General features: G+C 73.5%; 26 protein-coding genes and 1 riboswitch. Of the genes, 18 read left to right on the top strand and 8 right to left on the bottom strand.

What is annotated here, in order from left to right; genetic code table 11:
- The first annotated feature begins 4 nt into the window (after positions 1 to 4).
- Positions 5 to 1,144 (top strand): tRNA 2-thiouridine(34) synthase MnmA, encoded by a 1,140-nt coding sequence (mnmA, locus tag ACLQ21_RS10580; RefSeq protein WP_425663483.1) that lies wholly within the window; start codon positions 5 to 7, stop codon positions 1,142 to 1,144.
- A gap of 9 nt (positions 1,145 to 1,153) precedes the next feature.
- On the opposite strand, the gene ACLQ21_RS10575 is transcribed toward mnmA, so the two are convergent.
- Positions 1,154 to 1,648 (bottom strand): hypothetical protein, encoded by a 495-nt coding sequence (locus ACLQ21_RS10575; protein ID WP_425663481.1) that lies wholly within the window; start codon positions 1,646 to 1,648, stop codon positions 1,154 to 1,156.
- 4 nt (positions 1,649 to 1,652) lie between these two features.
- The gene (locus tag ACLQ21_RS10570; RefSeq protein ID WP_425663480.1) at positions 1,653 to 2,066 is read right to left on the bottom strand and encodes a DUF4383 domain-containing protein; all 414 of its coding nucleotides are present in this window, start codon (positions 2,064 to 2,066) and stop codon (positions 1,653 to 1,655) included.
- 144 nt (positions 2,067 to 2,210) lie between these two features.
- Here ACLQ21_RS10570 and ligA point away from each other — a divergent pair, with 144 nt between their 5' ends.
- Genes ligA through ACLQ21_RS10550 form a run of 4 tightly spaced genes read left to right on the top strand, consistent with a single transcriptional unit; the run spans position 2,211 to position 7,010 of the window.
- Positions 2,211 to 4,610, top strand: a complete 2,400-nt coding sequence (gene ligA, locus ACLQ21_RS10565; RefSeq protein WP_425663479.1) for an NAD-dependent DNA ligase LigA — start codon at positions 2,211 to 2,213, stop codon at positions 4,608 to 4,610.
- Positions 4,610 to 5,116 carry a mycothiol transferase gene (locus ACLQ21_RS10560; protein ID WP_425663477.1) on the top strand — a complete coding sequence of 169 codons (507 nt, stop codon included), beginning with the start codon at positions 4,610 to 4,612 and terminating at the stop codon, positions 5,114 to 5,116. Before ligA ends, ACLQ21_RS10560 begins: the two co-directional genes overlap by 1 nt.
- Positions 5,113 to 6,279: an AAA family ATPase gene (locus tag ACLQ21_RS10555; protein ID WP_425663475.1), complete on the top strand. Its 1,167-nt coding sequence runs from the start codon at positions 5,113 to 5,115 to the stop codon at positions 6,277 to 6,279. The genes ACLQ21_RS10560 and ACLQ21_RS10555 overlap by 4 nt, the downstream gene beginning before the upstream one ends.
- A gap of 44 nt (positions 6,280 to 6,323) precedes the next feature.
- Positions 6,324 to 7,010, top strand: coding sequence for an alpha/beta hydrolase (locus ACLQ21_RS10550; RefSeq protein ID WP_425663473.1), 687 nt, complete (start codon positions 6,324 to 6,326; stop codon positions 7,008 to 7,010).
- Here the strand turns inward: ACLQ21_RS10550 and ACLQ21_RS10545 are convergent.
- Positions 7,007 to 8,080 carry an Rv2578c family radical SAM protein gene (locus ACLQ21_RS10545; RefSeq protein ID WP_425663471.1) on the bottom strand — a complete coding sequence of 358 codons (1,074 nt, stop codon included), beginning with the start codon at positions 8,078 to 8,080 and terminating at the stop codon, positions 7,007 to 7,009. The two genes, ACLQ21_RS10550 and ACLQ21_RS10545, sit on opposite strands and share 4 nt — an antisense overlap.
- A 338-nt stretch (positions 8,081 to 8,418) precedes the next feature.
- On the opposite strand from ACLQ21_RS10545, the gene ACLQ21_RS10540 reads away from it, so the two are divergent.
- The 5 genes from ACLQ21_RS10540 to ACLQ21_RS10520 all read left to right on the top strand — a co-directional run bounded on the left by ACLQ21_RS10540 (position 8,419) and on the right by ACLQ21_RS10520 (position 13,151).
- Positions 8,419 to 9,393, top strand: coding sequence for a YdcF family protein (locus tag ACLQ21_RS10540; RefSeq protein ID WP_425663469.1), 975 nt, complete (start codon positions 8,419 to 8,421; stop codon positions 9,391 to 9,393).
- A gap of 35 nt (positions 9,394 to 9,428) precedes the next feature.
- The gene (gatC, locus tag ACLQ21_RS10535) at positions 9,429 to 9,728 is read left to right on the top strand and encodes an Asp-tRNA(Asn)/Glu-tRNA(Gln) amidotransferase subunit GatC (RefSeq protein WP_425663468.1); all 300 of its coding nucleotides are present in this window, start codon (positions 9,429 to 9,431) and stop codon (positions 9,726 to 9,728) included.
- A complete protein-coding gene (gene gatA / locus ACLQ21_RS10530) occupies positions 9,728 to 11,251 on the top strand; it encodes an Asp-tRNA(Asn)/Glu-tRNA(Gln) amidotransferase subunit GatA (protein WP_425663466.1) in 1,524 nt (507 codons plus the stop codon). Before gatC ends, gatA begins: the two co-directional genes overlap by 1 nt.
- On the top strand, positions 11,248 to 12,759 hold the full coding sequence (gatB, locus tag ACLQ21_RS10525; protein ID WP_425663465.1) for an Asp-tRNA(Asn)/Glu-tRNA(Gln) amidotransferase subunit GatB: 1,512 nt from the start codon (positions 11,248 to 11,250) through the stop codon (positions 12,757 to 12,759). The genes gatA and gatB overlap by 4 nt, the downstream gene beginning before the upstream one ends.
- 119 nt (positions 12,760 to 12,878) lie before the next feature.
- On the top strand, positions 12,879 to 13,151 hold the full coding sequence (locus ACLQ21_RS10520; protein ID WP_425663463.1) for a GlsB/YeaQ/YmgE family stress response membrane protein: 273 nt from the start codon (positions 12,879 to 12,881) through the stop codon (positions 13,149 to 13,151).
- Positions 13,152 to 13,214: 63 nt separating this feature from the next.
- On the opposite strand, the gene ACLQ21_RS10515 is transcribed toward ACLQ21_RS10520, so the two are convergent.
- Positions 13,215 to 14,126, bottom strand: coding sequence for a TIGR03560 family F420-dependent LLM class oxidoreductase (locus ACLQ21_RS10515; protein WP_425663461.1), 912 nt, complete (start codon positions 14,124 to 14,126; stop codon positions 13,215 to 13,217).
- Between the two features lie 62 nt (positions 14,127 to 14,188).
- On the opposite strand from ACLQ21_RS10515, the gene ACLQ21_RS10510 reads away from it, so the two are divergent.
- Positions 14,189 to 15,052 (top strand): DUF3097 family protein, encoded by an 864-nt coding sequence (locus ACLQ21_RS10510; RefSeq protein WP_425663459.1) that lies wholly within the window; start codon positions 14,189 to 14,191, stop codon positions 15,050 to 15,052.
- Positions 15,053 to 15,057: 5 nt separating this feature from the next.
- Here ACLQ21_RS10510 and ACLQ21_RS10505 read toward each other — a convergent pair whose 3' ends face one another.
- Positions 15,058 to 15,819 carry an SGNH/GDSL hydrolase family protein gene (locus tag ACLQ21_RS10505; RefSeq protein ID WP_425663458.1) on the bottom strand — a complete coding sequence of 254 codons (762 nt, stop codon included), beginning with the start codon at positions 15,817 to 15,819 and terminating at the stop codon, positions 15,058 to 15,060.
- Between the two features lie 69 nt (positions 15,820 to 15,888).
- Positions 15,889 to 15,997: riboswitch (TPP riboswitch) on the top strand.
- A gap of 23 nt (positions 15,998 to 16,020) precedes the next feature.
- Here ACLQ21_RS10505 and ACLQ21_RS10500 point away from each other — a divergent pair.
- From ACLQ21_RS10500 to ACLQ21_RS10480, 5 genes are all read left to right on the top strand, one after another.
- Positions 16,021 to 16,632, top strand: a complete 612-nt coding sequence (locus ACLQ21_RS10500; RefSeq protein ID WP_425663456.1) for an ECF transporter S component — start codon at positions 16,021 to 16,023, stop codon at positions 16,630 to 16,632.
- Complete coding sequence (locus ACLQ21_RS10495) at positions 16,629 to 18,080, top strand: ABC transporter ATP-binding protein (protein WP_425663454.1); 1,452 nt, start codon at positions 16,629 to 16,631, stop codon at positions 18,078 to 18,080. The genes ACLQ21_RS10500 and ACLQ21_RS10495 overlap by 4 nt, the downstream gene beginning before the upstream one ends.
- The gene (locus ACLQ21_RS10490) at positions 18,077 to 18,841 is read left to right on the top strand and encodes an energy-coupling factor transporter transmembrane component T family protein (RefSeq protein ID WP_425663452.1); all 765 of its coding nucleotides are present in this window, start codon (positions 18,077 to 18,079) and stop codon (positions 18,839 to 18,841) included. The genes ACLQ21_RS10495 and ACLQ21_RS10490 overlap by 4 nt, the downstream gene beginning before the upstream one ends.
- Entirely contained in the window at positions 18,835 to 19,317 is a 483-nt protein-coding gene (locus ACLQ21_RS10485) for a hypothetical protein (protein ID WP_425663450.1), read from the top strand. Before ACLQ21_RS10490 ends, ACLQ21_RS10485 begins: the two co-directional genes overlap by 7 nt.
- A gap of 84 nt (positions 19,318 to 19,401) precedes the next feature.
- The gene (locus ACLQ21_RS10480) at positions 19,402 to 20,460 is read left to right on the top strand and encodes an NAD(P)-dependent alcohol dehydrogenase (RefSeq protein ID WP_425663448.1); all 1,059 of its coding nucleotides are present in this window, start codon (positions 19,402 to 19,404) and stop codon (positions 20,458 to 20,460) included.
- Positions 20,461 to 20,635: 175 nt separating this feature from the next.
- Here the strand turns inward: ACLQ21_RS10480 and ACLQ21_RS10475 are convergent, their stop codons facing one another.
- Positions 20,636 to 20,980, bottom strand: coding sequence for a metallopeptidase family protein (locus ACLQ21_RS10475; RefSeq protein WP_425663447.1), 345 nt, complete (start codon positions 20,978 to 20,980; stop codon positions 20,636 to 20,638).
- Between the two features lie 81 nt (positions 20,981 to 21,061).
- Between ACLQ21_RS10475 and ACLQ21_RS10470 the strand changes: the two genes are divergently transcribed.
- On the top strand, positions 21,062 to 21,898 hold the full coding sequence (locus ACLQ21_RS10470; protein WP_425663445.1) for a siderophore-interacting protein: 837 nt from the start codon (positions 21,062 to 21,064) through the stop codon (positions 21,896 to 21,898).
- Between the two features lie 55 nt (positions 21,899 to 21,953).
- Positions 21,954 to 22,208 carry a DUF3253 domain-containing protein gene (locus ACLQ21_RS10465; protein ID WP_425663443.1) on the top strand — a complete coding sequence of 85 codons (255 nt, stop codon included), beginning with the start codon at positions 21,954 to 21,956 and terminating at the stop codon, positions 22,206 to 22,208.
- A gap of 9 nt (positions 22,209 to 22,217) precedes the next feature.
- Here the strand turns inward: ACLQ21_RS10465 and ACLQ21_RS10460 are convergent, their stop codons facing one another.
- Together ACLQ21_RS10460 and ACLQ21_RS10455 are read right to left on the bottom strand one after the other, a co-directional pair.
- A complete protein-coding gene (locus ACLQ21_RS10460; protein ID WP_425663442.1) occupies positions 22,218 to 23,120 on the bottom strand; it encodes an alpha/beta fold hydrolase in 903 nt (300 codons plus the stop codon).
- Positions 23,121 to 23,277: 157 nt separating this feature from the next.
- Positions 23,278 to 24,945, bottom strand: a complete 1,668-nt coding sequence (locus tag ACLQ21_RS10455) for a hypothetical protein (protein ID WP_425663440.1) — start codon at positions 24,943 to 24,945, stop codon at positions 23,278 to 23,280.
- Positions 24,946 to 25,133 lie beyond the last annotated feature (188 nt).

Genomic DNA, 25,133 nt, shown 5'->3' with positions numbered 1-25,133 from the left:
TCGCATGAAGGTGCTGGCAGCCATGTCGGGCGGCGTGGACTCGGCCGTCGCGGCCGCGCGCGCCGTCGACGCCGGGCACGAGGTCGTCGGGGTGCACCTGGCGCTCAGCCGCATGCCCGGCACGCTCCGCACCGGCAGCCGCGGCTGCTGCACCGTCGAGGACGCGATGGATGCGCGCAGGGTCGCCGACCGGCTCGGCATCCCCTTCTACGTGTGGGACTTCTCGGAGCGGTTCCACGGCGACGTCGTGCAGGACTTCGTCGACGAGTACGCGGCGGGTCGCACGCCGAACCCGTGTCTGCGGTGCAACGAGAAGATCAAGTTCGAGGCGCTGCTCGACCGCGCCATCGGGCTCGGCTTCGACCGCGTCGTCACCGGCCACTACGCGCGCGTCGAGCACACCGGCGACGGGCCGGAGCTGCACCGCGCGGCCGACTGGGCGAAGGACCAGTCGTACGTGCTCGGGGTGCTGACCGCTCGCCAGCTCGAGCACTGCTGGTTCCCGCTCGCCGAGACCCCGACGAAGGCGCTCGTGCGCGCCGAGGCCGCGGAGCGGGGCTTCCTGCTGGCCCAGAAGCCCGACAGCCACGACATCTGCTTCATCCCCGACGGCGATACGCGCGGCTTCCTCGCCGAGCGGCTGGGCGCGGAGCCCGGCGAGATCGTCGACCGCGACGGCCGGGTGGTGGGCGGGCACGAGGGCGTGCACGGCTACACGATCGGGCAGCGCCGCGGCCTGTCGCTCGGTGTCCCGTCGCCGGACGGTCGCCCGCGCTTCGTGCTGGAGGTGAAGCCGTCGACGAGGCAGCTCGTCGTCGGGCCGAAGGAGGCGCTCGCCGTGGCGCGCCTCGCCGGCACCCGCATCTCGCACGCGGGCGCGGCGCATCCGGGGCTCGCTGGTGGTCTCGACGTCGAGGTGCAGATCCGCGCGCACGCCGACCCGGTGCCCGCCCGAGCCCGCATGGAGGGCGACGAGCTCGTCATCGATCCGGTCGAGCCGCTGAGCGGTGTCGCGACCGGCCAGTCGGCCGTGCTCTACCTCGGCTCGCGGGTGCTCGGGCAGTGCACGATCGACCGCACGGTGTCGGCTGACATGCTGTCGGCCGACGGCGCGGCCCCTGCAGTCGAGGCGACCGCGGCCTGAGCCGCGGCCTCAGTGGCCGCCGTGCTCCGCATCGACGACGATGCCGTGCTCGCCGTGCGGCTGCGCGAAGGCGCCCGCGTGGGTGCCGGCGAGCGCGGTGGTCGTGATCGCCGCGACGGCGGCGGCAGAGGTGAGCAGGCCGACGATCATGAGCCCCGGCGACGTGTCGTCGTCGGCGGTGCGACGGCGCAGCAGCAGGGCGGCGGCGCCGAGCGCGAGCGTCGACTCGGCGAGCAGCGGGGCGAACGGCAGCGAGGATGCCTCCGCCGGCGCGAGCAGCAGGGCGCCGAGCCACAGCAGTGTCGGGAGTGCGAGCGGCACGGCCACGAGTCCGGCGTGCCAGCGGGTGCCTCGCAGCGCAGCAACGCACACGGCGAGCTGGCCGAGGCCGGCGGCGAGCATCGGCACCGCGAGCCACGGCGTGGCCGCGGCGCCCACCGCGAGGGCGATGAGCGCCGCGCCGAGCGCTGCCACGGCACCCCACATCCGGGTCAGCGCTGCCATGGGACTAGACCGCCGCGCGTCGTGCCGTGGTCGTGTCGCGGTCGAGGGCGAGGCCCACGCCGAGCAGCACGATCGCCGAGGCGAGGTGGAGGTAGTGGTCCGCCGTGTTCAGCGCCAGGATGTTGAGGGCGGTGTCGACGATGAAGAAGCCGACGATGCCGAGCAGCAGGTAGACCGCGCCGACCGTGGTGTTCGCGGCCTTCGCCGCACGCGTGTTGCGCAGGCCGGCCGCGAGCAGCACCGCGCCGATCAGCAGGTGGGCGATGTTGTGCAGGTGGTTCACCTGGAACACGCCGAGCAGCAGGCCGCCTTCTTGGCCGACGAAGCTGCCGCCGGCGACGAAGAGGCCGAGCACGCCGACGAGCAGGTAGACGGCGCCGAAGATCGTGGCGACGAGTCGGTTGGGGGACTGGGTCATGACTCCTCCTTCTGTGTGGGCCGTTTCCGGCCTGTGCGCCGCGGTGGCGCACGGGGTGTCGACCAGGGATTCGGAACCGAGGTCGACTCGGATTGGCCCTCGGGGTACAGGATCGCTGTCGGTAGGCGCGTGCACAATGGGGGCATGGTGGGAATCGAGGGCGACACCCTCAGCGATCTGAACGCTCGGGCGCAGGAGCTGCGCAACCGGATCGAGGAGGCGAGCGCGGCCTACTACGACCGCGACGCCTCGATCATGGACGACGTCTCGTACGACGCGCTCGTGCGCGAGCTCGACGAGCTCGAGCGGTCGCATCCCGAGCTGCAGAGCCAGGACTCGCCGACGCAGACGGTGCAGGGCGGCGCTGGCAGCGGCCTGCCGACCATCGAGCACCGCGAGCGGATGCTGAGCCTCGACAACGTCTTCTCGATCGACGAGCTGCGCGAGTGGTGCGCGAAGGCGGAGTCGGCCGCCGGCAGGCGCGTCGCGTGGCTCACCGAGCTCAAGATCGACGGCCTCGCGATCGCCCTGCGCTACGAGCACGGCGTGCTCACCTCCGCGGCGACGCGCGGCGACGGCCGCGTCGGCGAGATCGTCACGCCCAACGCCGTGCGCGTCGCGGGCGTGCCCGAGCGCCTCGCCGGCACCGGGCATCCGCCGCTCGTCGAGGTCCGCGGCGAGGTGTTCATCCCGGTCGAGGCCTTCGAGCGGCTCAACGCGCTGCAGGCCGAGCTGCGGGGCCGCTCGATCGAGGAGGACCGCGCGCGGTGGGAGCGGCGCCCCGCGGCGAGCCGAGGGGACTTCGACGAGGAGAAGGCAGCCGATCGGGCGGCGAGGCGGTTCCCGGCGTTCGCGAACCCGCGCAATGCCGCCTCCGGCGGGCTCCGCCAGCAGCTCGAGAAGAAGGGCGGCCTCGAGCGGGAGGCGGGCGAGGAGCGGATCGCCGCGCTCGCGATGTACGTGCACGGCTTCGGCGCCTGGCCCGACCCGCCCGTCGCGGCGCAGAGCGAGGTCTACGCGCTGCTCGCGGAGTGGGGCCTGCCGACGAGCCCGCACGTCGAGGTGCTGCAGGGCGCCGACGACGTGGTCGCCTACGTCGAGCGGTTCGGGGAACGGCGGCACTCGGTCGAGCACCAGCTCGACGGCATCGTCGTCAAGGTCGACGAGCTCGCGCTGCACGATGAGCTCGGGATGACGAGCCGCGCGCCGCGCTGGGCGATCGCCTACAAGTACCCGCCTGAGGAGGTGCACACGAAGCTCCTCGACATCGTCGTGAGCGTCGGGCGCACCGGCAGGGCGACGCCCTACGCCAACATGGAGCCGGTCCAGGTCGCGGGGTCGGTCGTGCGGCAGGCGACGCTGCACAACCAGGACGTCGTGCGCGTCAAGGGCGTGCTCATCGGCGACACGGTGGTGCTGCGCAAGGCGGGCGACGTCATCCCGGAGGTGCTCGGGCCGGTCGTCGAGCTCCGCGACGGCAGCGAACGCGAGTTCGTCATGCCGGAGCACTGCCCCGAGTGCGGCACGACGCTGCGGCCGATGAAGGAGGGCGACGTCGACCTGCGGTGCCCGAACGCGAAGGACTGCCCAGCGCAGGTGCGCGGCCGCGTCGAGCACATCGGCAGCCGCGGCGCGCTCGACATCGAGGCGCTCGGCGAGGTGACCGCGGCGGCGCTCACGCAGCCGAGCGTGCCCGCAGAGCCGCCGCTGCTCACCGAGGCGGGGCTGTTCGCGCTCACGATCGACGAGCTCGTGCCGATCGAGGTGGTCGTGCGCGACGCCGAGACGGGGCAGCCCAAGCTCGACGAGCAGACCGGCGAGCCGGTGCGGCGCGCCCCCTTCCAGCGCGTGGAGGTCACCTACCCGCCGGGCAGCGAGGGCATGACGGCCGCCGAGCGTCGAAAGGCCGGCATCCGCAAGGACCACCGGGTGCTCCGGCCGTCCGCGCAGGCCGAGACGCTGCTCGCCGAGCTCGAGCGCGCGAAGACCAAGGATCTGTGGCGCCAGCTCGTCTCCCTCAACATCCGTCACGTCGGCCCGGTCGCCGCGCGAGCGCTCGCCGACTGGTTCGGCTCGCTCGCCGCGATCGAGGCGGCGACGCCCGAGGAGCTCGCGCACGTCGAGGGAGTCGGGCCGATCATCGCCGACGCGGTGATCGAGTGGCTCGCCGTCGACTGGCATCGCGAGATCGTGCAGGCGTGGCGGGATGCCGGGGTGCGGTTCGCGACCCCCGGTCACCCGGGACCGGGGGCGGCGGGGGAGCGCGGCGGCGTGCTCGCCGGCATCACGGTCGTCGCGACCGGCACGCTCGAGGGCTACACGCGCGAGGGCGCGCAGGAGGCGATCATCGCCGCGGGCGGCAAGGCTGCGTCGAGCGTCTCGAAGAAGACGCACTTCGTCGCCGCCGGCCCAGGCGCCGGATCGAAGCTCGGCAAGGCCGAGGAGCTCGGCATCCGCATCCTCGACGCGGCGGAGTTCCGCGTGCTCGTCGAGCAGGGGCCGGATGCGCTGCCGGCGCTCGAGCCCGGAGCGGCGGGCGCGTGATGGATGCGATCGCGGTGCTCACCGAGGCGTTCTCGCGCATCCCCGACGAGGCACGCCGGGCCGTGCGGGGACTGACGCCCGCGCAGCTCGTCGCGGCTCCGGCCGAGGGTGCGAACCCGATCGGCTGGCTCGTCTGGCACCTCGCGCGCGGTCAGGACGCCCAGGTCGCCGCCGTGGCCGGCACCGAGCAGGTCTACGCCTCGGACGGCTGGGCGGCGCGCTTCGGGCTCGAGGCCGATCCTGGCGACACCGGCTACGGGCACGGCCCCATCGAGGTGCGAGCCGTGCAGCCCGAGTCGGCCCAGGCGCTGCTCGACTACCTCGACGCCGTGCACGCCGCGACGCAGCGCTTCCTCGCGACCCTGAGCGATGCCGACCTCGACCGCGTCGTCGACGATGCGTGGGATCCGCCCGTCACCCTCGGCGTGCGACTCGTCAGCATCATCGACGACGACGTGCAGCACGCCGGCCAGGCCGCGTACGCGCGCGGGCTGCTCGGCGAGTGATCGACCGGCTCGCGATCGAGGGCTATCGCTCGATACGCTCGCTCGTCGTCGACCTCGGGCCGCTGACCGTCGTCACTGGCCGCAACGGCACCGGCAAGTCGAGCCTCTACCGGGCGCTCCGGCTGCTCGCGGCGGCGGGGCAGGCACGGGCGGTCGCCGAGCTCGCGGCCGACGGCGGGCTCGACGCCGTGCGGTGGGCCGGTCCGGAGCGCATCGCTCGCGCGGTGCGCGAGGGCGGCCCGACCGAGGGGCTCGTCCGCTCGGGTCCAGTGGCCGTGCGGCTCGGCTTCGGTGCCGCGGACGGCCTCGGCTACGCGATCGACCTCGGCCTGCCGGTGCCGCTCTCGAGCGCTGGCGCGCTGTGCATGTTCGACCGCGACCCCGACATCAAGCAGGAGCACGTCTTCGCCGGGCTCGACCCGCGCCCCGCGAGCGTGCTCGTCGAGCGACGCGGCGCCCTCGTGCGGGCGCGCGGCGACGACGGGTGGCGCGAGCTCTCGCGCGGCATCGCGCCGTGGACGTCGGTGCTCGACGAGCAGGCGGGCACGCCGGATGCGCCCGAGATCGCGGGCGTGCGCCGCACGATCCGCGGCTGGCGGTTCCACGACGCGTTCCGCACCGACGCCGGCGCGCCCGCCAGGCAGCCGCAGGTGGGCACGCGCAGCCCGCGGCTCGACGACGACGGCGCCAATCTCGCCGCGGTGCTGCGCACCTCGATCGAGGCCGGGCTCGACCGCGAGATCGGCCGCGCGGTGGCCGAGGCCTTCGACGGCTCCGCGCTCGAGATCGTCGTCCACGACGGACGCATGACACCCGCGCTGCGCCAGCAGGGCATGCTGCGCATGCTCACCGCCGCGGAGCTCTCGGACGGCACCCTGCAGTTCCTGCTGCTCGTCGCCGCGCTGACCTCGGTCGAGCGCCCGAGCCTGATCGTGCTCAACGAGCCGGAGCGCAGCCTGCACGCCGAGCTCGTCGCACCGCTCGCCGCGCTTATCCGCCGCGCGAGCGAGCAGACGCAAGTGCTCGTCGTGACGCACCAGGCGCAGCTCGCCGCCGCGCTCGGCGGCACCGCGGTCGGGCTCGAGAAGGTGCACGGCGAGACGCTCGTCGCGGGCAGGGAGGGGCCGCTCGACCAGCCCTCGTGGCACTGGCCGAAGCGGTAGCGGGCGGTTCGCGGCGTCGGCGCCGCGCTCCTACGCTGGACCGCATGCTCGCCGACCACCACGACCTGCGGCTCGTGTTCGTGCACGGCTCCGGCCACGCCGGCCGTGCGGCGTTCCCGCAGCAGGCGGCGGCCTTCCCGGATGCGGCCTTCCCCGTGCTCCCCGGCTACGGCGACGAGGAGCCCGCGGTCGGCGACGTCGCAGCCGGCGCTCAGGCGCTCGCACTCCGCGCCGCCGATGTGCTCGTCGGCTTCAGCTACGGCGGCGTCGTGGCGACGATGGCGAGCTCGATGGAGCCGCCGCGCGCGCTCGTGCTCGTCGAGCCCGCGCTCTTCCAGCTCTGCGCCGACCGACCGGCGACCGCGCGGCTCATCGAGCGACTCGAGCCGATCTACCTGGACGCGACGCTGACCGACGCGACCTTCGAGCGCTCGTTCACGTTGGCGCTCGAGGGCCACGACGTCGGCCCCGCCGTCACGCCGCAGGCGCTGCGCTCCTCGAAGCGAGCGCGGCTGCACGGGGCGCCCTGGCGGCATCCGGTCGATCCCGCGGTGATCGCCGACACGCCCACGCTCGTGCTCACCGGCGGCTGGAACCCGGCGTACGAGGAGGTGGCGGCCGCGCTCGTCGAGCTCGGTGCCGCGCACGAGGTGCTGCCCGGCCACGGGCATCGCGTGATCGACCATCCCGACTGCTCGGCGCGCATCCGCGCTTTCATCGACGGGGTCTAGAAGAGCGTCGCCGCTGCGAGCATCGGCTCGCCCGACGTGCTCGGCAGCCGCTTCGCCCGGTTGCTGGGCGCCACGGCCGAGATGCCGGTGCCAGGCGCGACGACCGTGCGGCCGAGGCCATGGACCCGCTGCAGGGGACGGATGCGGTCCCGCAGCCACGACCGGTAGTCCGGGTGCGCGTAGGAGCCGAACCGGCCGCGCGCGTCGCGGTAGACGCGGTCGTAGAGCGGCAGCAGCTCTGCGTGCTCGGCGCGCAGCCACTGCAGGTACCACTCGCGCGCGCCCGGTCGCAGGTGCAGGGCGCTCGCGATGGCGCTCGTCGCGCCCGCGTCGGCGATCGCCGCGAACGCCGTCTCGAGGTGCGCGCGCGTGTCGGTGAGGCCCGGCAGGATCGGCATCGCGAACACGGCGCAGTCGAGGTCGGCGTCGCGCACCGCGCGCACCGTCTCGAGCCGCGAGCGGGTCGTCGGCGTGCCCGGCTCGACCTGCTGCTGCAGCTCGTCGTCGAAGATCGCGATCGACATCGCGATCGACACCGGCACGTCGCGAGCGATCGAGGCGAGCAGCGGCAGGTCGCGACGCAGCAGCGTGCCCTTCGTGAGGATCGAGATCGAGGCGCCGTGCCGGGCGAGCGCGCGGAGCACGCCCGGCATGAGCTTGTAGCGGCCCTCGGCGCGCTGGTACGGATCGGTGTTCGTGCCGAGCTGCACGGCGTCGACGTCTCGGCGGGGGCCCGCGAGCTCGCGCTCGAGCACCTCGACCAAGTTCGCCTTCACCACGATGCGGGAGTCGAAGTCGGCGCCCGAGTCGAGGTCGAGATAGGTGTGGGTGTTGCGCGCGAAGCAGTAGCGGCACGCGTGCTGGCAGCCGCGGTAGGGGTTGATCGTCCACGCGCCGCCCATGAAGCCGTCGCCCGCGACGTGGTTGAGCGCGCTCTTCGCCGTGACCTCCAGGAAGGAGGCGCCGTCGAAGCCGGGTGTCGGCCACGACTCCAGCACGCTGCCGCGCTCCTCGAGCCCGGGCAGCGCATCCGCGTCGACGTGCGTCGCCGTCTGTCCCTCCCACCGCATGCGACCATTCGAACACACGTTCGAGGCTGTGTGCAAGCGGCTCTGCGAGGTTGCGTCGGGGGATGGGCGGATTGGGCGAGCCGGGACGACGGCGGGGCGGATCTCGTGCGCTGGTGCGGTCGCGACATCGCGGAATGGGGGTACGGATCTGCGGGTGCGGGCGGCGGACACCTGCAGATCCGTACCGGCGACCGATCGGCGATCCAGGTGGTGGTACCGATCTGCGGATACTGGCACCGGGCACCCGCAACTCGGTACCGGGCAAGGCCGGTCGGGTGACGGGCGGGCCTGGTCGGGTGCCAGACGAGCACGGCGAGCGCGGCGGCTAGGGTCGTGACGTGCGGGGGAGCAGGCGGATGCAGGTGCTCGCGCCCGCGCTCTGGGCGGCGCTCATCGCGGCCGCGTTCGCGCTGCTGCTGACGCGCGTGCTGCGGCAGCCCGTCGCGTCCTGGCTCCAGGTGCCGCTCGCCGAGGGCGGCTGGGCGCTGCTCGTCGCCGTGGCGGTGATCGCGACGCTCGGCCTCGGCGGCGCGTCGCTCTGGCACGCGCTCATGCTGCGGCGGCTCGTGCGCGTCCGGCGGGTCGACCGGCTGATCGGCGCGCTCGGGGTCGGCATGGCGCTGCTCGCCTTCGCGATCGGCGTCGCCGGCGCCATCGACCCTGCGCTCGCCCGCGCCGCACTGCTGCTGGCGCTGCCGCTCTGGGCTGCTGGGCTCGGCGTGGCCGTGCTCGCGCTCGCGATGCTCATCCACGCGCGCGCCGCGCGCGCACCCCGAGCGCCCGGCACGGTGCTCATCCTCGGGGCGGGCTTGCGCGGTCGCGACGTCGGGCCGCTGCTGCGCCGGCGCGTGCAGCGGGGCGCCGAGGTGTGGCGGGCCGCGCTGAGCGAGCGACCGGATGCCCGGATCGTGGTCTCGGGCGGGCAGGGTCCGGATGAGGTGCGCACCGAGGCGTCGGCGATGGCGGAGCACCTCGAACGGCAGCTGGGCGTGCCGGCGTCGGCGATCGACCTCGAGGAGGCGTCGACCACCACACGCGAGAACCTGCTGCTCTCGCGCCCGCTCGTCTCGGGTCCGGGTCGCGGCCCGCTCGCGGTCGTGACGAGCGAGTACCACGCGTACCGCACCGCCGGGCTGCTGGCCGAGGCCGGCATCGACGGTGCGGTGATCGGCGCCTGGACCCGGCCGTCGTACCGGCCGGGCGCGACCGTCCGCGAGGCGCTCGCGATCGCCGCGGACCTCCGCTGGTGGTGCGTCTGGGCCGCCGTGGCGCTCGAGGCGCTCGCGATCTGGGTGCTCGCGACGCGGCCGTAGGATTGACCGACCCCCCGCAGCCGACGAGGAGACGCATGTCCGAGATCACTCGCGAGGAGGTCCAGCACCTGGCTGGACTCGCTCGCATCGCGCTCACCGACGACGAGGTGACGAGCCTCACGACCGAGCTCTCCGCCATCGTCGACGCGATCGCCACCGTGCGCGAGATCGCCGGCGACGACGTCCCCGCGACCAGCCACCCCGTGCCGCTCACGAACGTGCTGCGCGACGACGTCGTGGGGGAGACCCTCACGCACGAGCAGTCCTTCGCTGGCGCCCCCAGCCACGACGGCGAGCGCTTCCGCGTCTCGGCGATCCTGGGCGAGGAGCAGTGATGGGACAGGCACCCACCGACCTCACCCGCCTCGCCGGCCACGAGCTCGCCGGCCTGCTGGCGTCGGGCGATGTCTCGAGCGTCGAGGCGACGCAGGCGCACCTCGACCGCATCGCGGCGGTCGACGGCGAGATCCACGCCTTCCTGCACATCAACGACGGCGCCCTCGACCAGGCCCGCGCGATCGACGACCGCCGTGCCGCCGGCGAGGAGCTCCACCCGCTCGCAGGCGCCCCGGTCGCGATCAAGGACGTGCTCTGCACGATCGGCATGCCCTCGACCTCGGGCTCGCGCATCCTCGAGGGCTGGATCCCGCCCTACGACGCCACCGTCGTCGCGCGACTCAAGACCGCGGGCCTCGTCGCGCTCGGCAAGACGAACATGGACGAGTTCGCGATGGGCTCGTCGACCGAGCACTCCGCCTACGGCCCCACCCGCAACCCGTGGGACACCGACCGCATCCCCGGCGGCTCCGGCGGCGGCTCGGCTGCCGCGGTCGCATCGTTCGAGGCGCCGTTCGCGCTCGGCTCCGACACCGGCGGCTCGATCCGCCAGCCCGCCGCGGTCACCGGCACCGTCGGCGTCAAGCCGACCTACGGCGGCGTGAGCCGCTACGGTGCGATCGCGCTCGCCTCGAGCCTCGACCAGGTCGGCCCCGTCACGCGCACGGTGCTCGACTCGGCGCTCATCCACGACGTCATCGGCGGCCACGACCCGCACGACTCGACGAGCCTCCAGCGCGAATGGCCGTCGTTCACGGCGGCGGCGCGCGAGGGCGCGGCCTCCGGCAGCCTCGCCGGCGTGCGCGTGGGCGTCGTCAAGGAGCTCGACTCCGAGGGCATCGCCGACGACGTGCAGGCGCGCTTCCGCGAGACCGTCCAGGTGCTGACGGATGCGGGGGCGGAGGTCGTCGAGGTCTCGTGCCCGTCGTTCGCGTACTCGGTCGCCGCGTACTACCTGATCCTGCCGGCGGAGGCGTCGAGCAACCTCGCGCGCTTCGACTCCGTGCGGTTCGGCCTGCGCGTCGAGCAGCCGGGCCAGACGGTCGAGGACGTCATGGCCGCGACCCGTGAGGCCGGCTTCGGCGCCGAGGTGAAGCGACGCATCATCCTCGGCACCTACGCGCTCTCGGCCGGCTACTACGACGCGTACTACGGCTCCGCCCAGAAGGTGCGCACGCTCATCCAGCGCGACTTCGACGCGGCCTTCGAGCAGGCCGACCTGCTCATCAGCCCGGCCGCGCCGACCACGGCGTTCAAGCTCGGCGAGAAGCTCGACGACCCGCTCGCGATGTACGTCAACGACATCACGACCATTCCCGCGAACCTCGCGGGCATCCCCGGCATGGGGCTGCCGATGGGGCTCGGCGACGACGGGCTCCCCGTCGGGCTGCAGATCCTCGCGCCGATGTTCGAGGACGAGCGGCTGTACCGCGCGGGCGCCGCCATCGAGGCGCTGCTCGCGGACCGGTGGGGCGGCATCCTCACCACCAAGGCACCGGCACTGACGGAGGCGGCCCGATGAAGGACAAGCTGATGGACTTCCACAAGGCGCTCGAGCTGTTCGAGCCGGTGATGGGCTTCGAGGTGCACGTCGAGCTGGGCACGCGCACGAAGATGTTCTCCGCGGCGCCGAACCCCGCGCATCCCGACTTCCACGACGTCGAGCCGAACACGCTGGTCGACCCGCTGAGCCTCGGCCTGCCCGGCAGCCTCCCGGTCGTGAACGAGCAGGCCGTGCGGTACTCGATCGCCCTCGGCCTCGCGCTGAACTGCGAGATCGCCACGTCGAGCCGCTTCGCCAGGAAGAACTACTTCTACCCGGACACGCCGAAGAACTACCAGATCTCGCAGTACGACGAGCCCATCGCCTTCGAGGGGTCCGTCGAGGTCGAGCTCGCCGACGGCCGGCAGATCACCATCCCCATCGAGCGCGCGCACATGGAGGAGGACGCAGGCAAGCTCACGCACGTCGGCGGCTCCACCGGCCGCATCCAGGGCGCGGAGTACTCGCTCGTCGACTACAACCGCGCGGGCGTGCCGCTCGTCGAGATCGTGACGAAGCCCATCTTCGGCGGGGAGCACTCCTCGCCCGAGATCGCGAAGGCCTACGTCGCCACCATCCGCGACATCGTGCTCTCGCTCGGCATCTCCGAGGCACGCCTGGAGCGCGGTAACCTGCGCTGCGACGCCAACGTGAGCCTGCGCCCCCGCGGGCAGGAGCAGCTCGGCACCCGCACCGAGACGAAGAACGTCAACTCGATGCGATCGGTCGAGCGCGCCGTGCGCTACGAGATCCAGCGGCAGGCGGCGATCCTCGCCGACGGCGGCACGATCATCCAGGAGACGCGGCACTGGCACGAGGACACCGGCACGACGAGCCCCGGTCGTCCGAAGTCGGACGCCGATGACTACCGCTACTTCCCCGAGCCCGACCTGCTGCCCGTGGCGCCCAGCCGCGAGCTCGTCGAGGAGCTGCGCGCGCAGCTGCCCGAGCAGCCCGTCGCCCGCCGGCGCCGGCTGAAGGCCGAGTGGGGCTTCGCCGACCTGGAGTTCCAGGACGTCGTGAACGGCGACATGCTGCACCTCGTCGAGGCGACGGTCGCCGCAGGCGCCTCGCCCCAGGCCGCGCGCAAGTGGTGGACGGGCGAGATCGCCCGCGTCGCCAACGAGCGTGGCGTGGAGGCGTCGACGCTCGTCGAGCCGGCACATGTGGCCGAGCTGCAGCAGCTCATCGACGAGGGCACGCTCACCGACCGGCTCGCGCGCCAGGCGCTCGAGGGCGTCATCGCGGGCGAGGGCAGTCCGAGCGAGGTCGCGGCCGCCCGCGGACTGCAGGTCGTCACCGATGAGTCGGCGCTCGTCGCGGCCGTCGACGAGGCACTCGGCGCACAGCCCGACGTGCTGCAGAAGATCCGCGACGGCAAGGTGCAGGCAGCCGGAGCCGTGATCGGCGCCGTGATGAAGGCCATGCGCGGCCAGGCGGACGCCGCACGCGTGCGGGAGATCGTGCTGGAGCGAGCAAGCAGCTGAGTCGGGGGCTCCCAGGAATCTCCCATGAGTTTGCGTCAGGCTATGTCTCGGTCACCGCTTCCGCGGGGGCCCGGCGGCGTAAACCCTTGCACCGCTGCATGAGAGAAGGGACCACACACATGGGCATTCTCGGTTGGATCGTCCTCGGCCTCGTTGCCGGCGCCATCGCCAAGCTCATCCTGCCCGGCCGTCAGGGCGGCGGCTGGATCATCACGCTGATCCTGGGCGTCGTCGGTGCACTGCTCGGAGGCTGGATCGGCTCCGCGCTCTTCAACGTCGGCCTCGAGGGCTTCTTCGACATCACGACGTGGCTGCTTGCCATCGGTGGCGCGATCATCGTGCTGCTGATCTACGGCCTCGTCACCAAGAACCGCGGCCGCACGAACGCCTGACGTTCTGCTGCACACGAAGGGGGTCGCCTGCGGGCGGCCCCCTTCCGCGTGTCCGGGCGGTTCCTAGACGCCCGTGAAGGCCGCGATCTCGTCGAGGTGGTCGAGGTCGGTCAGGTCGAGGGTCTGCAGGTAGAGGCGCTCGACGCCGGCGTCGGCGAGCGCACCGAGCCGGTCCTCCACCTCGGCGCGCGTGCCCGCGATGCCGTGCTCGCGCAGCTCCGCGGACTCCCTGCCGATCGCCGCCGCACGTCGCGCGTACGTCGCCTCGTCGTCGCCGACGACCGTCACGAGCGCCGCTGAGCGCACGATCGGGCGGGTGCGCTCCTCGCGCTCGATCGCGCGGTCGAGCGCCGTGAACAGCGGGCGGATGCGGTCGAGTGCGGGGAAGGGCAGGTTGTGCTCGTCGGCGAACTCGGCAGCGAGCCGCGGCGTGCGGCGCTCTCCGAGCCCGCCGACGATCACGGGCAGCCGCTCCTGCGCCGGCTTCGGCAGGGCGGGGGAGTCCTCGAGCCGGTAGTGCTCGCCCTCGAACGAGAACCGGGCGCCGACGGGCGTCTCCCACAGGCCCGTCACGATCGCGAGCTGCTCCTCGAGCAGGTCGAAGCGCTTCTCAGGGAAGGGGATGCCGAAGGCGCTGTGCTCCTGCGCGAACCAGCCCGTGCCGAGCCCGAGCTCGACGCGACCACCCGACATCTGGTCGACGTTCGCGGCCTGCACGGCGAGGATGCCGGGCAGCCGGTACGTGACCGACGACACGAGCGTGCCCAGGCGCACCCGCTCGGTGTCGCGCGCAAGGCCGGCGAGGGTCGTCCAGGCGTCCGTCGGTCCGTAGCCGGGATCGCCGTCGCCCATCCGCAGGTAGTGGTCGGAGCGGAAGAAGCCGTCGAAGCCGAGCTGCTCGGTGCGCTGCGCGATCGCGAGCAGCTCGTCGTAGGAGGCGCCCTGCTGGGGCTCGGTGAAGATGCGGAGTTCCATGCCCCAAGCGAAGCACAGCGCGCCTCGACCGCGACGCGGAGGCCGCCGCGTAGGCTCGGTCGGTGCCGAACGACAGCCTGCGGATCGACTGGGACGCCTGGGGCGGCGACGTGCTCTCGCCCGAGGCGAAGGCCGCGAGGGTTTCGGCGTCGCCGAAGCGGGTGCCGGCCGAGCGCGACCTCGTGGTCGAGCGCCACGACGGCTGGGTCGGCGCCGTCGTGCGCGTCGAGACGGGCAACGTCCACCTCGAGGACCGGCGCGGCAAGGTGCGCGCGTTCCCGCTCGGCCGCGGCTTCTTCATCGACGGCGTCGAGGTCGAGCTCGTCGGGGCGTCTGCCAAGGGGGCAGCGCCGACCCGGACGGCGTCGGGATCGCGCGCCGTCGCGGACGCGCGCGCCCGCGTCGCGCTGCCCAGCCGCATCCTGGTCGAGGGCGTCCACGACGCCGAGCTCGTCGAGCAGGTCTGGGGTCACGACCTGCGCGTCGAGGGCGTCGTCGTCGAGCCGCTGCACGGCGCCGACGACCTCTTGGGCGTCGTCGCGGAGTTCGCCCCGACGGCCGAGCGGCGCCTGGGCATCCTGCTGGACCACCTCGTGCGCGGCTCGAAGGAGTCGCGCATCGCCGAGGAGGTGCTGCGCGGCCCGCACGGTGCGCACGTGCGGGTGGTCGGGCATCCGTTCATCGACATCTGGCAGGCGATCAAGCCCGCGCGCCTCGGCATCGAGGCGTGGCCGGATGTGCCGAGGGGCGAGGACTGGAAGCGCGGCACGCTGCGGCGGCTCGGCATGCCGCACGAGTCGCAGGAGGACGTCGGGCGCGCGTGGCAGCGCATCCGCTCGCGCGTGCGCGACTGGAACGACCTCGAGCCTGCGCTGCTCGCGCGCGTCGAGGAGCTCATCGACTTCGTGACGACCAACCGTCACTGAGTCGGCTATGCGAGCGGCTGCACCTCGACGAGCTGCGGCAGCTTCGGGTCACGGCCGTCGCCGGACGACCGCCCGGTGAACCGGCGACCGAGCCACGGCAGCACGTACTCGCGGTAGTAGGCGAGGTCACGGCGGCCCTCGGCGGTGGTCGCGCTCGTGAGGTCGCGCCATCCGATGGGCGCCTCGTGGCCGAGCGCGCGCAGCACGTTGCGCGCGACGTGCGCGTGCCCCGCGGCGTTGAGGTGCAGCCGGTCGACGGACCAGAACCTGGGGCTGCGCAGCTCGGGATCCGACCAGTTGTCGACGTAGGGCGCGTCGAGGTCGCTGATGCGCGACATCACCGCGCGCGCGAGGGCGTCGCCTCGGCGCTGCATCGCGGCGCCGAGCGGCATCACGGCGCTCGGGTTGCCGCCTGAGAGCAGGATCGGGCGGATGCCTGCTGCCGCGATGCGGTGCGCGGCGTCGGCGAGCCGCTCGCCCACGTGGTCGATCGACACCTTCGGCCGCAGGATGTCGTTGCCGCCGCCGTTGATGCTGATCGCATCGGGGCCGAGCGCGATCGCCGCGTCGAGCTGCTCGTGCAGGATCCCGGCGAGCTTGCGGCCGCGGATCGCGAGGTTGGCGTAGCGAACGGGCTCGCCCTGGGCGGTCGCGAGTCCGGCGGCGACGAAGTCGGCCCAGCCGCGCACGCTGCCGTCGGGCAGCTCGTCGCCGACGCCTTCGGTGAAGCTGTCGCCGATGGCAACGAACGATCGGATGGGCTGCACCGGTCCACCATACGCGCGGGGTCCGGGACCGCGCACACCGCCCCGCGTCGACCTGTGCTCGGACTAGACTGTGGTCATCACGGGAGTCCGGTGCGCCGGGCTGAGAGGAAGGCCGAAGCCTTCGACCGTCAAACCTGATCTGGATCATGCCAGCGCAGGGAGGACACCAACCCGTGCCATCTCTTCGAGGAAGGCACTGCAATGACCATCACCGCACCCGCGCCCGCGCGCACCCGCTCCAGCCGCTGGCGCGTCGTCGACATCGTCGTCGCCGCAGTCCTGGGCGTCGCGACCGGGCTCCTGTTCGTCGTCTGGAACGCCGTCGGGGGCGCCTGGTTCGGCGTCATGGAGGCGATCACGCCCGGCTTCGGCGGCCTCGCCGTCGGCATCTGGCTCATCGGCGGCGTGCTCGGCGGGCTCATCATCCGCAAGCCGGGCGCCGCGCTGTTCGTCGAGCTGCTCGCTGCGACAGTGTCGATGCTGCTCGGCAGCGCGTGGGCGATCGAGACGGTCTACTCCGGGCTCGCGCAGGGGCTCGGCGCCGAGCTCGTGTTCCTGCTCTTCGCCTACCGCCGCTTCGGCCTGCCGGTCGCGATGCTTGCGGGCGTCGGCGCCGCCGCGGCCGCCTGGGTGCTCGAGCTCTTCACCTCCGGCAACCTCGCGAAAAGCGCCGAGTTCCTCGGGATCTACCTCGGCTGCCTCGCCGTCTCCGGCGCGCTCCTGGCCGGCGTGGTCGGCTGGCTGCTGACCCGGGCGCTCGCCGCGACCGGCGTGCTCGACCGCTTCGCCTCGGGTCGGTCGCGCACCCGGTGACCGGCTCCCGCATCCGCGCTCGCGGGTGGGGCTGGCGGCACGCGAGCCGCGACGCGCCCGCCGTCGCCGGGCTCGACCTCGACATCGAGCCCGGCGAGCGCGTGCTGCTGCTCGGCCCCTCCGGGGCGGGCAAGTCGACGCTCCTCGCCGCCCTCGCCGGCGTGCTGGGCGGCGACGACGAGGGAGACGAGACGGGCGAGCTCTCGGTCGACGGCGCGCATCCCGCGACCCGGCACAGCGCACCGCACACGGCAGGGCTCGTGCTGCAGGACCCGCAGGCCAACACGATCATGTCCCGCATCGGCGACGACGTGGCCTTCGGCTGCGAGAACCTCGGGGTGCCGCGCGACGAGATCTGGGTGCGCGTGCGCGCCGCGCTCGACGCCGTCGGCCTCGACCTGCCGCTCGACCGCTCGACCGAGGCGCTCTCGGGCGGGCAGCGGCAGCGGCTCGCGCTCGCCGGGGTGCTCGCGATGCGGCCGGGCCTCATCCTGCTCGACGAGCCGACCGCCAACCTCGACCCTGACGGGGTCGTGGAGGTGCGGGATGCCGTGGCGCGCGTCGCCGCCGAGACGGGCGCGACGCTCGTGGTCGTCGAGCACCGCGTCGAGACGTGGCTCCCGGCGGTCGACCGCGTCGTCGTGCTCGAGCCCGGCGGCGGCGCCGCGGCAGACGGCGCTCCGGCGGCGGTGCTCGACGCCCATCGCGACGAGCTCGCCGCGCACGGCGTGTGGGTTCCAGGGCTGCCCGTCGACTTGCCGCGCGGTCGCCGCTCCCCGGGCGATGCGCTGCTCGTCGCCGATGCGGTGCGGTCGGGCCGCGGGGGCGAGCCGGTGCACGCGGCCCTCGACGTCGAGGTGCGCGCGGGCGAATCGCTCGTCGTCACCGGGCCGAACGGCGCCGGCAAGTCGACGCTCGCGCTCACCCTCGCCGGACTGCTGCCGCCGGTCGCGGGTGGCGTCCGCGCGACAGCCGCGCTCCGCGGCGACGTCGCGACCGAGGCGCCCATCCGCTGGCGACCGAAGCAGCTGGCCACCCGCATCGGCACGGTCTTCCAGCAGCCCGAGCACCAGTTCGTCGCGGCGCGCGTGCGCGACGAGATCGGCGCCGGGCTGCGGGCGCTGCGGCTGCCGCAGCCCGAGATCGACGCGACGGTCGGCGGTCTGCTCGCGGCCTTGCGGCTCGACGCGCTCGCCGATGCGAACCCGTTCACGCTCTCGGGCGGCGAGCAGCGCCGGCTGTCGGTCGCGACCGTGCTCGCGCCCGCGCCCCGGGTCATGGTGCTCGACGAGCCGACGTTCGGCCAGGATCGGCGCACGTGGCAGGAGCTCGTGCGGCTGATCGCCTCGCTCGTCGACGATCGTGGCTGCGCCGTCGTCGCCGTCACGCACGACGCCGACGTCGAGCGAGTGCTCGGCGACCGCATCCTGCGACTGGGGGAGCCGTGAGCGTGCTCGACCGGGTCAACCCCGTCACCCCGCTCGCCGCCGCGGTGCTCTACTCCATCCCGATGCTCCTGACGATCGACGTCGTCACCGCCGCGGTCGCCCTCGGCGCCTGGCTGCTCGTCTTCGCCGCCGCGGGCATCGGGGCGCGCACGGTGCTGCGCCGCTCCTGGCCGCTGCTCGTGGCCGCGCCCATCTCGGCGCTCAGCATGCTGCTCTACGCCGAGCCGGGCGGACGCATCCACGCCCAGGTCTGGCTCGCGACGATCAGCGACCAGTCGATCGAGCTCGCGCTCGCGATCGGACTGCGGGTGCTCGCGCTCGGCGTCCCGACGCTCGTCGCGCTCGTCGGCCTCGATCCCACGCGGCTCGCCGACGGCCTCGCGCAGGTCGCCCGACTGCCGCACCGGTTCGTGCTCGCGGCCCTCGCCGGCACCCGGCTCTTCGGCGTGCTCGGCGAGGACTGGCGGCAGATCGCGCTCGCCCGCCGCGCGCGCGGCCTCGGCGACACCGGGGCGGTGCGGCGGGCGCTGCAGTCGGCGTTCGCGCTGCTCGTCGTCGCGCTGCGCCGCGGCGGCACGCTCGCGACCGCCATGGAGGCCCGCGGCTTCGGCGGTCCGACGCGCACGTGGGCGCGCCCCTCGACGGTCGGTCGCGCGGACGCTGCCCTCGTGATCTTGGCCGTCGCCGTCGCGGCGCTCGCGATCGGCGTGTCGATCACGGCAGGATCGTTCCGACCCGTGTGGGAGGGAGCCTCGTGGTAGCGCGCACGCCGATCACGATCATCGACGGCCGCTCCGGCGCCGGCAAGACCGCGCTCGCCGCGCGGCTCGCCGACGAGTCGGGCGCGCGCGTGATCCACATGGACGACCTCTACGCCGGCTGGCACGGCCTCGCGACGGGGTCGCGACTGCTCGAGCGCGGCATCCTCGTGCCGCTCGCCGCCGGCCGCACCGCGGTCTGGCGGCGCTGGGACTGGGGCACCGGCGACTGGGGCGACGAGGACTCCGCCGTGCCGGGGGAGCCGCTCATCGTCGAGGGCTGCGGCGCCCTCACGCTCGAGAGTCGCGAGCACGCCGGGCGCGCCATCTGGCTCGAGGCACCGGAGCCGGTGCGGCGCGACCGCGCGCTCGCCCGCGACGGCGACGACTCGTGGTGGATGCTGTGGCGCGAGCAGGAGGACGCGCACGTCGCCGCGAACGACCCGGCATCGCTCGCCGACGAGGTGCTGCGGACGTAGCGGCCTCCCTGCAGGCTCCCCGGACGCTCGCCGTATGCTTGCCGCCGGCGTCGCACGATGGCGCCGGTTCCTCGAGGAGGCAGCATGCCCATCCTGACCCAGGCGCTCCAGAAGACCGCCCCCGATCAGCCGTTCCGCGTCGCCGAGATCGAGCGCCGCGACCCCAGGCCGAACGACGTCGTCATCGCCATCAAGGCCGCGGGCATCTGCCACAGCGACATCCACACCATCCGCGACGAGTGGGGCTCGGCTCCCTTCCCGCTCACGGTCGGGCACGAGATCGCGGGCGTCGTCGAGGCCGTCGGCGACGCCGTCACGCGCCACCGCGTCGGCGACCGAGTCGGCGTGGGCTGCCTGGTCGACTCGTGTGGCGAGTGCGAGCAGTGCCTGGCCGACGAGGAGCAGGACTGCCTGAACGGCAGCGTGGGCACCTACGCCTCCGTCGACCGCGACGGCACCATCACGCAGGGCGGCTACAGCCAGCACGTCGTCGTCGACGAGCGCTTCGTGCTCGGCATCCCCGAGGGCATCGAGCTCGACGTCGCCGCGCCGCTGCTGTGCGCCGGCATCACGCTCTACTCGCCGATCGACCGCTGGGGCGTCGGCCCCGGCCAGCGCGTCGCCGTCGTCGGCCTCGGCGGGCTCGGGCACATGGGCGTGCAGCTCGCGGCCGCGAAGGGCGCGGAGGTGACGGTGCTCTCCCGCAGCCGCGCGAAGGAGGCGCTCGCGGCCGAGCTCGGCGCGACCCGCACGATCGCCACGGGCGAGGAGGGCTGGGACAAGGCGCTGCGCGGCACCTTCGACCTCATCCTGAACACCGTGAGCGCCGACCTGCCGCTCGACGACTACCTGCGGCTGCTGAAGCCGCACGGCGCGATGGTGAACGTCGGCCTGCCGCCGGGGCCGCAGACGCTGCGGCTCGGCTCGCTCATCGGCGGCGGCAAGGTGCTGGCAGGCTCGAACATCGGCGGCATCCGGCAGACGCAGGAGATGCTCGACTTCTGCGCCGAGCACGGCATCGGCGCGGTGATCGAGCGGATCGGCGTCGACGACGTGGACGCGGCCTACGACCGGGTGGTCGACGGCGACGTGCGCTTCCGGTTCGTGATCGACACGGCGACGTTCCCGGCTGCCTCCCGCTGATCGAGTAGCTGCCGGCGGAGCCGGCCGCGTATCGAGATCCCGGTCGTCCGCGTCTCGATACGCGGCCTGCGGCTGCTACTCGACGAGCGGGGTGGGTGCGCGGCCCGGCCGTCCCCTTTCCCGCTGATCGAGTAGCTGCCGGCGGAGCCGGCCGCGTATCGAGATCGGTGGGGCGCTACGCCCAGCCCAGCTCGTGCAGCTGCTCGTCGTCGATCCCGTAGAAGTGCGCGATCTCATGCACGACGGTCGTGCGCACCTCGGCGCGAAGCTCGTCGATGCTCTCGGCGGTCTCGAGGTGCGGCAGCCGGTAGACCATGATGCGGTCGGGCAGCTCGCCGAAGCCGTACTGGCCGCGATCCGTGATCGCGACGCCCTCGTAGATGCCGAGCAGATCCTCGTCGGGGTGCTCGTCCTCGACGAGGAAGACGACGTTGTCGAGCCCGTCGACCATCTCGTCGGGCAGGTCGTCGAGCACCTCCGTGACGAGCGCCTCGAACGCGTCGAGGTCAAGCTCCAGCATGCGTCCTCCCGGCCGTGCACGATCATCGTGAGCCTAGCGGCGGGGCCCTCGCTCAGCCCCGCTGATAGCGTCGAGAGCACCATGAGCACCCCTGTCCGCCCGCCTCGGCCGCCCCGCCCGCAGCACGTCATGGAGGTCCTCCGCAGCGAGCGGATCGCCCCCAGCCTCGTGCGCGTGTGGATCGGCGGCCCCGGCTTCGGCACCTTCGTCCCGAACGACTTCACCGACGCCTACGTCAAGCTGCACTTCGCCAAGCCCGAGCTCGGGCTCGAGCCGCCGTACGACCTCCAGGCGCTGCGCGCCACGCTCGCGCCCGAAGACTTGCCCGTGACGCGCACGTACTCCGTACGCGAGATCGCCGACGACGCGATCGCGCTCGACTTCGTCGTGCATGGCGAGGGCGGTGTCGCCGGTCCTTGGGCCGCCGCAGTGCAGCCGGGGGAGCGGGTCGTCTTCGGCGGCCCGGGCGGCGCGTTCTCGCCCGACACTGCGGCCGACTGGCACCTCTTCGTCGGCGACGAGTCGGCGTTGCCGGCGATCGCCCGCGCGCTCGAGGCGCTGCCCGCGACCGCGCGCGGCGTCGCAGTGCTCGAGGTGCGGGATGCGTCCGAGGAGATCACGCTGCGCCGCCCGGAGGGCGTGGATGTGCGCTGGCTGCACCGCGGCGAGGCGCGCCAGGAGACGGTGGCGGTGCTCGCCGATGCCGTCGCCTCGCTCGAGTGGCCGGCCGGCCGCGTTCAGGTCTTCGCGCACGGCGAGCGCGAGTCGATGAAGGCCATGCGCGAGGAGCTCTTCGGCCGTCGCGGCCTCGAGCGGGCGCAGGTGTCGCTCTCGGGCTACTGGGCGCTCGGCCGCACCGAGGACCGCTTCCAGGCAGAGAAGCGCGAGCCGATCGGCGTCGTGCTGCCGCCCGCCTGATCCGCGACGGACTCCCACGGATGCGCGCGCGTCCCCGGCGAGGCAGGATGGCCGCGTGAGCGACGACGACATGGAGGCCGCGATCCTGGAGCTGCTCGCCGCCCGGCGTCCGGGGGCGACGATCTGCCCGAGCGATGCGGCGCGCCGCGTCGCGGGCGACGACCCCGCGGAGTGGCGGCGCCGAATGGACGATGCGCGGGCCGCCGCCGCGCGGCTCGTCGAGCGCGGGGAGGTCGTCGTCACCCAGGGCGGCCAGCCGACCGATCCCGCGCTCGCACGTGGGCCCATCCGCATCCGCCGCACGTCCTGAGCGCCTCGATCACACCGCCGCGAGAAACTCGGTGATCACGGTGATGGCGGCGTCGGGCTGCTCCTCGACGACGAAGTGGCCGGCGCCCGCGACGAGCGCGAGCTGCACCCGTGCGCCGATGGCGCTCGTGTCGTCGAAGACCTTCCGAGTGATGTGCGGAGGGAACGCGATGTCCTCGGTCCCGAACACGAACAGGCACGGCATCGCGAACCGCTGCCGGCGGTAGACGCCTCGGATGATCCTCGCGAGCTCGGGAAGCACCACCCGGCGGCACAGGCGCGCAGCTGCAAGCGAGAGTTCGGGCGTCCGGAGCATCGCATCGGCGAGCGCGATGACCTCCGGGTGGAGCGGTCTCGCCGCGAAGTGCGTGAACAGGTGAGGCGTCACGCGCCCCGCGCGCAGCAGCCCTGCGCCGATGACGGGGAGTGCGAGGACCTCCTGGTGCCAGAGGTGCCGCATGCCGGGCAGCAGGTCGATCGAGAACCGCAGCTGCGGCGGCGGCACCGCCAGCATCACCTGCGCGGGGAAGCGGTGCGGGACGCTGAGCGTGAGCTGGAGCGCGGTGATCGCACCGATGTCGTGGCTCACGAGTCGAGCCCGGTCATGCCCGAGCGCGTCGAGCAGGGCGATGACGTCGTCCGCTCGGCGCGTGCGCGTGATCGCCCTCGAAGGCAGCTCGCTCCAGCCCTCGCCCCGCAGGTCGGGCGCGATCGCCCGATACCCCGCGGCGGCGAGCGCAGGCATGACGCGCCGCCACGCCCACCACGTCTGCGCGAATCCGGCCAGCAGCAGCACCGGCTCGCCCGATCCCATCGTGGCGACGTGCATGCGTCCATCCGGCAGATCCACCCATGTGTGGTCGACCCCGACGACGGTCGGCATGGACGGCCTGGCGGCCTTCGTGGTGGTCATCCCGCACCCCCTTGCCGCCTTCGATCGGCGGCTGGCGACAGCGTACTGCCGGGCGCACTACATCTGTAGTACCGAGTTCGGGCCGATGCATCACCCGTCCGACCGCCTTCCGCGCGCCCGCCGCATCCGCATCCGCATGCGCCGCAGGGGCCGACCGCTACTGGTACGTGACCAGGTCGGGCGCCGGAGTCACGCCGCGCATCGTCTGCTCGGGGGTGAGCATCGGTTCGTCCTCGTCGTAGAAGTTCTTCCACCCCCAGTGCAGCCCCTCCGGCGCGTCCCGCAACAGCGCCGCCCAGGTCGCCTGCTTGGCGCCCTGCGTGCCGAGCCCGTCGACATGGACGAGCACCGCGAGCTCCGGCCGGCTGAGATCGAGCGCGTGCCGGTCGGTGATCATGTCGAGGCGGAACTGGTGGAGCACGAGCATCTTCTGCGGCAGGCCCTGCTCGTTCGTCAGGTCGGCGAGCCACGTCACGACGCTGTTCACCTCCTCGGCGGTGACGGAGCCGATCTGGCGGAGGTGCACCTCGTCGGGCTCGAGCCGCCACTCGGGATCGAGCGCGAGCCCGACGTTCGGCAGCTCCAGCAGTGACCGGTACTGCTGGGCCTGGGTGAGGAAGTCGGTGCGACCCGGCTGCAGATCGAGGACGACGTAGATCCCGGCGTCCGCCGCGGCCTCCACGAGCGGCCGCAGGCTCTCGACGGGCAGCTCGTTGGAGTAGTTGCCGTCCGGTCCGGCGCCACCCGCCGCCACGGTCGCGATGACCTCGAACATCGGCACGACGGTCCTGTCGGTGAGCGCCTCGAAGGGCGCCGCGACCTCGCGCGCTCGCTGGACGGAACCCGAGGCATCCTGCTCGCCGAGCACGCCGAGCGCGCTCGTGCTGGGCGTGCCGTAGAGCGCGACGAACTGGTGCCGGGGGAACAGCAGCTGCCCGCCGCCCGGCAGCTGGAAGCCACCCCGTGCGGCGCGCACCTTCCACTCGAGTGCCGGCTCGGCGCCGAACGCCGCGCCGAGCGCGAGCGTCCTCGTCGCGGTCGAGGCGTGCAGGGCGTCGATGGCGGATGGCGTGGCCTGCGGGTTCGGGGCGGTGGCGGGCACGAGGTGCACCGGGACGCCCGCCGCCCGCGCGGTGGCGATGGGCGCCAGCTGGTCGACGGCGTCGACCGCGAGCGCGACGGTGTCGGCGAGCGGCTCGGCCGGCTCGGGTCGCGGCACGGCGCCCGGCTGCGGAGCGTCACGCTGCGGTGCGCCGTGCTCGAAGCCGGCGATGCCCGCGGCGAATCGGGCGGCGTCGGGTGCGGTGGGCGCTCCGAGCGTCAGACCGGTGGCGTCGCCAAGGGCACCCGCGGTGGCGGCCACGCGCTCGATCGCCATGGACGAGTCGCCGCCCTCCTCGGGGAGTGGAGCGACCGCGCCGACGAGCAGCGCCGTCGTCGCGGAGAGCCGCTCCAGCTCGTCCGACAGTGCCGGGTCGGCAGCCTCGGTCGTGGCAGCAGCCGCCCCCGTCGCCCCGGCCGCCGGAGCGATCAGCAGCGGTACGCCCAGCCCGATGGCGGCGCGGGCGCTCAGCTCCTGGCCGGCGGCGTCGCCCGAGGCGGCCACGACCACGAGCGGCGCGGCATCGAACAGCGCTCGGCTGGTGGCGACCGACGCATCGCGGTCGTGCTCCTCCGCGATCACGGTGAGCACGGCATCCGGATCGGACGTCTGCACCGCGGCGCTCTCGGGCTCGTCGGTTCCCGCGGACGAGCAGGCGGTCAGGACGAGCGCGGCGGCCAGCGGCACGGCGACGGCTCTGGACAGTCGAGTGCGGAGCACCATCCGTCCACGCTACGTCGCCCGTCCGAGCCTGCCGGGAGCCACGCGCGAAGCGAGCGGGATGCCGCGCCGGACGAGTGAAGGCCCGGAGGTCTCCCTCCGGGCCTTCTGTCTGGGTGAGTAACGGGACTTGAACCAGTGACTTCCAGTGTGACACATTGGGCCGTTTTCCGCTAGATGACGCGGAATAT

The sequence above is a fragment of the Agrococcus sp. DT81.2 genome, assembly GCF_049844935.1.
Classification (GTDB): domain Bacteria; phylum Actinomycetota; class Actinomycetes; order Actinomycetales; family Microbacteriaceae; genus Agrococcus.
The sequence above is the reverse complement of the archived record's forward strand: the minus strand, read 5'-3'. Positions and strand labels throughout refer to the sequence as shown.